Here is a 10,921-nt window from a genome sequence, read left to right as displayed (position 1 = left end):
ATATATTTGCACAATTAAAATAAATAGTTTACTAATAAAAATAAAAATAATTAATCCTTTCTTTAAAAATTAAAGAACAAATAATCTAAAAAAACTAAAATAAAAAATTTAAACTACAATAATCAGCTATTAAATGCATAAAATGAAATATTGAAAAATTAATAATCTGTAAAAAAATAATGATAATTTGAAAAAAATAAGAGGTTTGCACAAAAATTTAAAAATTAAATTTTAAGAAAAAACATTTATTTATAGAAATAATAATTAATTAGCATTATTTTCTATAAAAACATAAAATGTTTGTCTTTTTAAGTATAAAAAATGCCTATAACCATTATTTGATATATTAGAGGAATATAAGAGATCATTCATTTATTAAAATTTACTCTATTGAATTATTTTTTCTTCACAATTTTCTTAAAGATATTTTTTAGGATTAAATATAAATCTTTATAATCTACCATTGACATAATATAAAATAACAATTTTAGGGTTTAGGTGGTAATTGAGATTTTTGTTCAATTAATTAAAAATTATCTATAAAAATAAGGTTTATTTAGAATAAAACTTTAACTTTTTTTTCAATATGCAATTTTTAAAACAAGTCATTTTATTTTAAATTTTATTATTTTTATTTTAACGGAAATTAGTTAAAATAATTATTTAATCTTATTTTGTACATTGTTGTTGAATTTAATATTATGGTGAATAATATGGATAGGAAAAATTTAGAATTTGCTTCTTTACTTCACGATATCGGTAAGTTTCATCAGCGTACTGGTGATAAGGTTACCGGTAAATATTCTGAAATTCCTATGGAAAAACACGGAAGAAACGGAGCTCATGCTAAATGGTCCGCTGATTTTTTAAGCAAATATTGGAATGATGACATTATTGATTTAGCATTGTACCATCATAATCCTAGTGCTTCTAATTACCCTGAATTATGTAAAATGCTTCAGAAGGCGGATCATCATTCTTCTAGTGAAAGAATAACTAGTGGGGAAGCTAACGATACATCATTAACTCCATTGATTTCTATTTTCTCAGAAGTTAAACTTGGAGATAATAAAGAATCTGAAGAATATTATGTTCCATTTAAGAAAATTGATTTAAATGAAGATTCTTTTGAAGATTTAAAACCTAAAATTTCTTCTAAGGAAATCATGTCTGGTTGGAATTTAAAGCCAGATTATAAGCAATTATGGGCAGAATTTTCAAATGAAATGAACAGTTTAAAGCGTTTTGATTTCAACACAACACTTGCTTTAATGAAAAAATATACTTCAACCATACCTTCTGCAGTTTATGTATCTGTTCCTGATATCTCTTTATATGACCATTCCAAAACAACTGCAGCTCTTGCAGTATGCAGGTACCTATTTGATAGGGATTCTTATGAGAATTTAACTCAAACCAATCATCAGAATGTTTATTTGGCCATTAATGGTGATATTTCAGGTATTCAAAAGTTCATATTTAAGATTTCCTCTCCTCAGGAAGCACAAAGCGGAATGAGTAAACGTTTAAGAGGAAGGTCTTTGTATTTGACTTTATTGACAAATGCAATTGCAGACAAGATTGCGCAGGAATTGGAATTGACTTCAGCTAATATTTTGTTCTGTGGAGGTGGAAGATTTACAATAATCGCACCAAATACAGAAAATGCTAAAGTAAAATTGGAAGAAATTAAAAATAAGGTTAATGAAGAATTTATAGAAAAATTTAACGCTGAATTATATTTAGCTATTGCAACTGAAGAGTGTTGTGCAATTAAAGATCCTAAAGATAATGAATCATATGATTTAAATAACTTCGGTAAATTAATGAAACATTTAACTGACTTATTGACTGAAGATAAAAAGCACAAATTTGTAGATAACCTTAAAGATGTTTTCAATTTTGATGAAGAAATCATCTATGATGATATATGTTCCGTTTGTGGAAAGTTATATCATAAAGAAAATGAAGATGATTTTGTTTGTCCAAGTTGTAAATCTCATGAAAGCTTAGGTCAAAAGGTTGCAAATTCCAATTACATGATAAAAGCATTTTTAAATGAAGAATATGACTTTAAGGATGCAAAAAGAGATTTTGCATTTTCTGATGAATATCTGAAAGTGGGTTATAATTTCTTCAGGTCTTATAAGTCCGGTTCTGACTTAATCAAATTCATTGAAAAATTGGATATGTTTGCAGATAAATTTGAGGTTATCAAGTTAAATGACACAGATTTCTTAGAGTTTGCTAATGAATTTGATGATAGTAGTTTGGAGAAAGTCTCATTTAGTTTTAGTTTTATTGGAAATACAGTTCCTAAATATCCTAAAGAAGGTCCTTTATACTTTGAACATTTAGCTCAAATAAGTAAAGGTTCCAATAAATTAGGCATATTGAAGATGGATGTGGATAATTTAGGACAAATATTCTCAAGTGGATTCGATCAACTTCTTGATAATTCTGATAGTGAAGAGTTCATTTCTGGAATGAGCATTTCCAGAATGTCTACTTTAAGTTCTCAGTTAGATTTATTCTTCTCTGGTTTTGTAAATGATATTGCTTCAAATTATGTTGTTTATAGTGATATTGATGCTTTGAATCTTGATGAAAATGCTAAAAACAATAAGTTTAAGAAAATTGACCTTAAATTACAAAACGATAATGTTGAAGATGAATTCATCACTGTTTATAAAGCAAAATCTGAACTTGATTTAGAAGAGAGAAGAACCTTGAAAAGATGGGAAATTCCTACAATATATATTAACTTCTCTGGTGGGGATGATTTGCTTGTATTAGGTCCTTATGATGATATAATTGAATTTGCAGGTGAATTGAGATCTAAATTTAAACAATGGACATGCGATAATGATTCCATTAATCTATCTGCAGGAATCTCAATTGTTTCACCAAAATTCCCTATAGGAAAAGCTGCAAATATGGCTGAAGAGTATCTAAAGGCTTCTAAGTCATGTGAAAAAGATAAAATCTGTTTATTTGGTGAAGTTGTAAGTTGGAATGAAAAAGGAACTGGATTTAAAGGATTCTATGATTTATATGAATTTGGAAAAGATTTAGAAGAATATGTTATTAGTGGAAAAGTATCTAAAGGCATTATTTATTCTATGTTAAATTTATGTAAAATTACTTTTGAAGAGTCTTCAGAAATTACTTCAGAATATGATGAATGGTATGAAATCAATACTAAAAGATTAAATAAAAAATCCTATGTTCCTTTATATAAATATAAATTAAGATTAATTAAGGACAAAAATGTTAAAAAATATTTGGATAAAAAAACAAATTATTTACCTTGGATAAAAATTCCAGTTTCTTGGGTAAGTTTAAGAATGAGAAATTAATGAATTTCTAAAGGTGAAAAAATGGCAAAAAAATCTAAAAAAGAAAAAGAAGAAGAAATAAATAAAATTATTTCTATGATAGATGGTTATGATAAACTATATGAGATTCCTGTAAAAACTTATGCTGATGTTGGTGGATATGCTGATATTGTTGCTGAAAACTCAGATGATTTGAAAACTAGCCAATTAAGAAAGTTTTTTGCAGCTATACGATTAATTGAACAAAAAGAAAATTTAACTTGGGATGTTGTGGAACCTCAATTTTATCTTTTAAAACCAAAATTAGCTGTTTCTGCAGGTAGAAAAAATATTCCAAAACCATTTTATAGGTTATTAATTAAACTTATGGAAAAGGTTGATGTCGGATCTGATGAAGAAAAATTAAAAAGTTTCAATACTTTTATCAAATTTTTTGAATCAATTGTAGCATATCATAAATATTATGGTTAAGTGTTATATTAATTTTATTTGAGGTGAAATAATGTTTAAAGAAAATTATATAATTAAAGGGGAAATAGTTTGTGAAACAGGCCTTCATATTGGGGGATCTAATGATAATATAGAAATTGGCGGCTCAGATAATGTGGTAATTAGAGATTCTACTTCAGATTTACCATTTATACCAGGTTCATCATTGAAAGGTAAATTAAGGTCACTACTTGAATTAAGTGATAAGGATTCAGCTCAAGATGTGATAAAAAATAAAGGAAAAGTTTCTTCAGATGAAAATACAATTGCAGCTCAAATATTCGGAGTTTCTGCAGACACTCAAAAAGAATTCAAATTTCCTACAAGGATTATCGTAAGAGATTCTTTTCCTAATGAAGAGACAATAGATTTATGGAAAAAAACTGAAGAGGTTGTTAGAGGAACTGAGTTAAAATATGAAAATACATTAAATAGAATTAATGCTTCTGCAAATCCTCGTAACATTGAAAGAATTCCTAAAGGTTCAAAATTCAATTTTGAAATTATTTTTAGTGTATATGAGGGAGATAATGAAAATATTTTAAGTTTATTTGAATCTATGAGTCTTTTAGAAGATAATTATCTTGGTGGAAGTGGAAGTAGAGGATTTGGTAAAGTTAGATTTGATAATATCACTATTTCTAAAAGAGACCAAGAATATTACAAAGAGGGAAAAAATCAAGAGCCTCTTATAAAAGATGCTGATTTAGAAAAGGTCATAGAACATTTTAAAAAATAAGGGGAGATTTAAAATGTTGGTTTATTTAAAACCTTTATCTATCTTTCCGGAATTACATTCTGATACTTTATTTGGGGCAATAACTTATGCAGTCAGTGAATTATATCCTGAACTTGTCGCAGATATGATTAATGCATTTAAAGAAGAACCTCCCTTTGTTTTATCTTCAACATTTCCATTTGTATTTAAACAGAATATAAACGTTAGATTTTATCCTAAGATAATTACTAAAAAATCTTCTAAAGACGAATCTGTCATAATTGATTCACAAGATTTTAAAGATTTTAAAGATGTTGAATATCTTGAAGAACAATTGTTCTTTGAACTAATCAATGGCAATTTAACTGAATCAGATATCCTTAAAGACTTTAAATCTTATAATGTTATCAATAAAATCCTCTTATTAAAAGATGAAATTGACATTGATGTAGCTATTGGTAAAAGTATTATTCCAAATAATAGTGTTAATCGTTTAACTAATAAAACTGATGGTATTTTTTACACTTCTGGAAATGAATATAAAAATATTGGATTATTCTTCCTTATAGAATTCTTTGATGAAAATTATATTCCAATTGTTAAAGCAGCATTACGATTCTTAAGAGATAGGGGATTTGGAAAAGATATTAGTAATGGCAAAGGTCAATTTGATTATGAAATTGATGAAGAATTTTCAATAGATGATTTATATACTTCTAATAATTTGGATTATTTTGTAACATTATCACGTTTCATTCCAAAAATAGAAGATTTGGAAAAAATCAATGAATATTCAAGTTATGAAATTGGATCTAAAAGAGGTAAAAGCCCATCTAATGAAATTAGAAAACAAATTAGATTCTTTAAAGAAGGATCTATTTTTCCAAATTATAAAAAATATTATGGGCAACTAATTAAATCTGGAAAAGATTCTCCTGCTGTTGAATATGGATTTGCATTTCCTATAAAATGTATTGGAAATAAGGAGGATTAATATGGAAGTAAAAAAATATCCTATTAGGATAAAAACATTATCTCCAATTTTTATTGGTTCTGGAAATACATTCGATGCATTAGAATATTATAATAGTCCGAATCCAATAAATGTTAATAAAAAGCCAAAAAAACAACTTAAGCGTATAAATTTTGATAAATTCTTCTTAAGTTTAAATGATGATGAAAAGGATAGGATTTTATCTAATGTGTCTGATGATTCCCGATATATTCTTGAACAAGATTTTCCAAAGATTAATTCGGAATTTTATCGTTATACAATTATAAATGAATGTCCAGAATCAAAAGATAAATTCAAATCAGTTATTTCAGAACATATTAAAACAATGGATGAAGTTTATATTCCAGGTTCTTCTATTAAAGGTGCTATTAAAACAGCATTATTCTATAATATAGTTCCAGATAGAGATATTGAAAAAATACAAAATATTCTTTCGTTTAATAAGTATAATAAGAGGTATAAAATTAATAATTTTAAATATAATAATTTCATCGATTATTATTTTTCAACAAAAAAAGGGAATAGTGCTCAAAAGAATATTATGCGATTTTTACATGTTTCTGATTCCAGCACTGAAAAATATCCTAGATTATACGAAATTCTCACTATCATGGCAGAATCTAAATTTAATCAACCTAATGGGATAAAACTTTATAGAAATAATAAAAACCCCTCCAAATCATATTTTGAAACAATAGCTCCTAAGAGAGGTTTAGATACAGAATTAGTGATTAATTATGATAAGGATATTTTGGAGGAACTAGAGTTTTCCAATAAGCAAAAACAAATTTTAGACATTGATTTCATTAAAAATTGTATTTATACATTTTCAAAGGATTTAATTAATTATGAAATTGATTTTTTTAATAAATATGATCAATATCATAAAATGAACGAGTTAAATGAAATAGTTAATAATTTAATTGATTTTTATGAAAGAATATCTAAATATAACTCTAAAAAGAATCCTCTTTTACGTATTGGTGCAGGTTCTGGATTAATGGCAACTTCTATTGCTATGAAAGTCAAGCAGTATGATAGGAATAATGGAACAGATATTTTTGATCAAATCATGGGGACATTCTATAAAAAATACCCTTATGAATTCCCTAAATCTAGGAAAATTTTATCTAATAATGAAAATTTACCGTTATCCTGGGTGCAATTAAACTTTAAATAATTTCTGGAGTTTTTTTCATGTCTAATAAAGAAAAAATTTTAATTTTAAGTGTAGGAGGTTCACCAGAACCTCTTATTTATTCTATAAATGATTATCAGCCGGATAGGATTGTATTTGTTCATACTCCAGAAACATTACATTATTGTGGAGAAATTTTAGACAGTATTGATTGGGATAAAGGAGAAAAATTTATAACCGGTCTTTCAATTTTAGAAAAATCATACAATGAAGAATATGAGTTATTTAAAGCAAATAATAACATTGAAACTTATTTAGATTTTAATCAAGTTAAAAATCTTCCATCCTATGATAATATGGTTAATTTTCTCACAGAGCAATTTTCAGATATTCTGGAAATTTCTGATTTGAATGATGAAAGAATATTTTTAACAGAAATAAGTGATGCAGAAGATTTAGAAATTTCTTTTGATATTTCACAAAAAGTTATCTCAAAATTCGATGATGCTGACAAATATGAAGTTTTTGTAGATTTTACGGGAGGAACAAAACCTATGGTCTCTGGAATGGTTCTTTCCGTTATTGAAGGAGATTACTCAAACTTTATGTTGTGTTATGTCGGTTCTATCGATGATGAAAGCAGAAATAAAATTGGTGTAGGAAATGTTCAATCAGGTAAGGAATTTATAAAAAGACAAATCAATCCTTATCAGTCACGGGCCATCACAGAATTTAAAAGAGGAATAAATTTCTTTAATCAATATCAGTTTGAAGGTGCTGAACTAAATTTTAAAAATGCCAATAAAAATTTTAAGTCTATAATAAAAAATAAAGAATCTCAAGAAGAAATGGGGGATGTTTCAGTAAGTAATCATATTAGTAATGTTGATGTTGAAACAATTAAAAATAATAGGTCTTTAGCATTGAGATGTATTGAATTTGTAGAATTCTATAATAAATGGGACCTTTTTAATGACGAGTTCGGTAGAAATACTCTATTATCACAAAAAATTGAGGAAATAATTGAAAAAATAGAGAATAGTGATTATTTAATTAATTTATTTGAAGGAACAGATTTTTATAATCAAATTAAATTAAATCATGAATTTTTGAAAATCAAAATTGAGAATGAAGATTTAAGCTTAAGACTAAAGTTTTATTTAGCTGATTTATTGAACAATTCATGCAGACGTTATAAAGAAGGAAAATATAATGATGCAGTTGCAAGGTTATATAGGGCGAATGAGCTAATATCTCAAATAAAATTATTTGAAAAAGATTTATATTTTGATGAAAAAATCAGGAATGATTTAGAATTTATTTTGAGCATTGATAAAATTTTGGCTAATGTTGGAAAATATAATTACATAGATGCAGAAAATATTATTAAACGCAATTTTAGAGCTTCAAAAGAAGAAAGAGAAAAATTTAAAGCATTATATGGTAAAAATTATGATATTCATGGTGAATTGAAACTTGCAAATGATCAAAATTATGATCTTTTAGAGGTTTTTGGTTTTGAAAAGACTAAGGAATTTGAAAAATTCAACTGCAGTCTAAAATCTCGTAATACCTCTATTTTAGCGCATGGTTTAAATCCTATTAAGAAAAACACTGCTAAAAAATTATATAATAATACTTTAGAGTATGCAAGTGGTTTCTTCCCAGATTTGGAAGATATTATGGAAATGGGAAAATTTCCAAAACTTGATTCAAATATTATAAGAAAGCAATAAGCTGTTTGATATTATGAAAATTGATACTACATTACTAATTCTTAAAACAAATAAGAAAGTAAAACAGGAGACCTCTAAATTTAGAGGTTATATTGGTAGGGAGTTTGAAAAGTACCCTATTTTACATAATCATTATGGTGAGGGAAAGTTTTTATACTCCTATCCTCTTGTTCAATACCAGATTATAGATGGTCAAGCATCTATCTTAGGTATTGAAGAAGGTGCAGAATTATTAAAGGAGATTTATCCTCAAATAAATGAACTGAAAATGGGAGACAGCTATTATAAGGTGGAAGATCATCTCATTTATGATAAGGAATACAATGTTAACACCACCAATGAAGAGATTCAATATAAGTTTATCACTCCATGGATTGCATTGAATTCCATTAATTTCCAAAAGTATAAGCAAATAAACGACTGGAAAGAAAGAAAGATCATGTTAAATAAGATTCTTGTTGGAAATATTCTTTCCATGTCTAAAGGATTGGGCATTATTGTCAATAGGAGAATTCATGTTAAATCCAATCTAGAGCATGTTTCCACTGATTATAAAGGAGTAAATATGTTATCTTTCACCGGAGAATTTAGAGTTAACTTTCGAATACCTGACTTTATGGGATTTGGAAAAGGAGTTAGTCAAGGTTTTGGTTCTGTAGTCAAAGTGGATAAAGAACCTAAAACAAATGATTAATTTCTTTTTTTTTAATGTTGATTTACATATTCATTTTATTTTCTTCTTTTTTTAATGCTGATTTACATATTCATTTTTTTCAAATTGTTAAGATCATATATTTATTTCTTAATTTTTTTTTTTACTAAATGGAAAGATTTAAATATCACCACCTCCATAATATATTGGTTATGGGGTGATGGATATTTTAGTCTTTGTAATGTATGATATTACAGATAATCCAACAAGAACTAGTTTTGTTAAGAAATTGCAGCACTATGGCTTACGCCGTATACAGAAGTCTATATTCTGTGGATATTTAACCATGGATGAGCGTTTAAACTTAGCAAGCGAGTTTGACTTTTTTATGTCTTCCGAAAGAGATAGCATTATACTGGTTCCAGCTTGTGAATCTTGTTTAGATTCTGTATTTATAGAAGGGGACTTATTGCTACCTCAAAAATGGGAATATGCTTTTTTATGAATTTCATTTAAAAAAATGTTATATGATAAGGGGTGATTAAATGAAATTGGTTATAGATGGATTTGGTAAATCAGTCGCTAAAAGGGATAATCAAATTGTTATAAAGGAAAATGGTAAAGAAAAGGATTTCTTTTTGCGGCGTATATGCTGCTGGCTTCAACTCTGCTGATTGCAGCCCTGGAAAAGGTTCAATTACCTTTGATGCCTTAACCTTGCTTGCTGAACATGATATTGATTGTGTATCAATTGATTGGAAAGGACATGTTAACTATAGGTTATCCGCTCCAGATAGAAAGAATGCAATTGTAAAAAAAGAACAATATTTTTCCCTTATGGATTCAAGAAGCGGTTATTTGGCTAAGGCATTTATTCTAGCTAAAATTGAAAATCAAAAGGCAGTTCTAGGCACTCTTGCTAAGTCAAGAGATGAAAATGAATTCCTAATAAATCAGAGGGACAAATTGTCTGATAGTTTGGAAAAGTTATCTAAAATTTATGTAAAGGCATCAGATAATCTTAGAAATAAGATTATGGGTATTGAAGGGCAGGCTTCTGTTGAATACTGGGCTGGATTTGCAGATGTCTTGGATGAGAAATGGAATTTCAATGGAAGAAGCGGTAGAGGAGCTCAAGATCCTGTCAATTCATTGCTTAATTATGGTTATGCTGTTGTAGAAAGTGAAATATGGAAATCCATTTATCTTGCAGGACTTGATCCCTATTGCGGTTTCCTTCATTCAGAGCGTTATGGTAGAGCAAGCCTTGTATTTGATCTCATTGAAGAATTCAGACAACAGATTGTGGATAAGACCATTCTTTCCATTGTAAATATGAATCAAGTTGATACAGATGATTTTGAGGATAAAGGAAACATAATGTTAATGAATGATAAGTCAAGGCGCTTGGTTATTGCTAAGATTTTGGATAAATTGAATAGCAAGGTTGAATTTAATGGAAATAAAATGTCTTATTCTGACATTATAATGTATCAAGGAAGGCAAATGGCTAAGTTTTTGACTCATGAAGATCAATATGTTGGTTTTTATAGGCGTTGGTGAAAATAATTAATTATTTTTAATATTAAATTCTTTTTATTAATTTTTATTTTTTTAGGTTTTGTGCAAACCTCTAATTTTTTTCAAATTTTTATTATTTTTTTATATATTATTCATTTTTCAATATTTTATTTTCATGCTTTTAATAGCTAATTATTCTAGTTTAAATTTCTTATTTCCATTTTTTTCGATTTTTTGCTTTTGAATTTTTAAAGGGAGCATTAATTATTTTTATTTTTATTAGTAAACTATTTATTTTAATTGTGCAAATATAT

The 10,921-nt window shown here is 27.0% G+C and carries 9 protein-coding genes; all 9 read left to right on the top strand.

Going from position 1 to position 10,921, the window contains the following annotated elements; genetic code table 11:
- Nucleotides 1-674 precede the first annotated feature (674 nt).
- The 9 genes from cas10 (at nucleotide 675) to cas1 (ending at nucleotide 10,649) form a co-directional block, all read left to right on the top strand.
- On the top strand, nucleotides 675-3,359 hold the full coding sequence (cas10, locus tag Q0409_RS03020; RefSeq protein WP_298534924.1) for a type III-A CRISPR-associated protein Cas10/Csm1: 2,685 nt from the start codon (nucleotides 675-677) through the stop codon (nucleotides 3,357-3,359).
- A 21-nt stretch (nucleotides 3,360-3,380) separates the two neighbouring features.
- Nucleotides 3,381-3,809: a type III-A CRISPR-associated protein Csm2 gene (gene csm2 / locus Q0409_RS03015; RefSeq protein ID WP_298534922.1), complete on the top strand. Its 429-nt coding sequence runs from the start codon at nucleotides 3,381-3,383 to the stop codon at nucleotides 3,807-3,809.
- A 31-nt stretch (nucleotides 3,810-3,840) separates the two neighbouring features.
- Nucleotides 3,841-4,566, top strand: a complete 726-nt coding sequence (gene csm3, locus Q0409_RS03010; protein ID WP_298534919.1) for a type III-A CRISPR-associated RAMP protein Csm3 — start codon at nucleotides 3,841-3,843, stop codon at nucleotides 4,564-4,566.
- Nucleotides 4,567-4,579: 13 nt separating this feature from the next.
- Nucleotides 4,580-5,539, top strand: coding sequence for a type III-A CRISPR-associated RAMP protein Csm4 (csm4, locus tag Q0409_RS03005; RefSeq protein WP_298534917.1), 960 nt, complete (start codon nucleotides 4,580-4,582; stop codon nucleotides 5,537-5,539).
- 1 nt (nucleotide 5,540) lies between these two features.
- Complete coding sequence (csm5, locus tag Q0409_RS03000; protein ID WP_298534914.1) at nucleotides 5,541-6,740, top strand: type III-A CRISPR-associated RAMP protein Csm5; 1,200 nt, start codon at nucleotides 5,541-5,543, stop codon at nucleotides 6,738-6,740.
- 17 nt (nucleotides 6,741-6,757) lie between these two features.
- Nucleotides 6,758-8,434, top strand: a complete 1,677-nt coding sequence (locus tag Q0409_RS02995) for a hypothetical protein (protein ID WP_298534912.1) — start codon at nucleotides 6,758-6,760, stop codon at nucleotides 8,432-8,434.
- 13 nt (nucleotides 8,435-8,447) lie between these two features.
- Complete coding sequence (locus tag Q0409_RS02990) at nucleotides 8,448-9,128, top strand: CRISPR-associated endonuclease Cas6 (protein ID WP_298534910.1); 681 nt, start codon at nucleotides 8,448-8,450, stop codon at nucleotides 9,126-9,128.
- A gap of 178 nt (nucleotides 9,129-9,306) precedes the next feature.
- A complete protein-coding gene (cas2, locus tag Q0409_RS02985; RefSeq protein WP_366940064.1) occupies nucleotides 9,307-9,591 on the top strand; it encodes a CRISPR-associated endonuclease Cas2 in 285 nt (94 codons plus the stop codon).
- A gap of 110 nt (nucleotides 9,592-9,701) precedes the next feature.
- Nucleotides 9,702-10,649: a CRISPR-associated endonuclease Cas1 gene (gene cas1, locus Q0409_RS02980; protein ID WP_298534908.1), complete on the top strand. Its 948-nt coding sequence runs from the start codon at nucleotides 9,702-9,704 to the stop codon at nucleotides 10,647-10,649.
- The last annotated feature ends 272 nt before the right edge of the window (nucleotides 10,650-10,921 follow it).

The sequence above is a fragment of the uncultured Methanobrevibacter sp. genome (genome assembly GCF_937898925.1).
Lineage (GTDB): Archaea > Methanobacteriota > Methanobacteria > Methanobacteriales > Methanobacteriaceae > Methanobrevibacter.
This window is presented reverse-complemented; position numbering and strand designations above follow the sequence as displayed.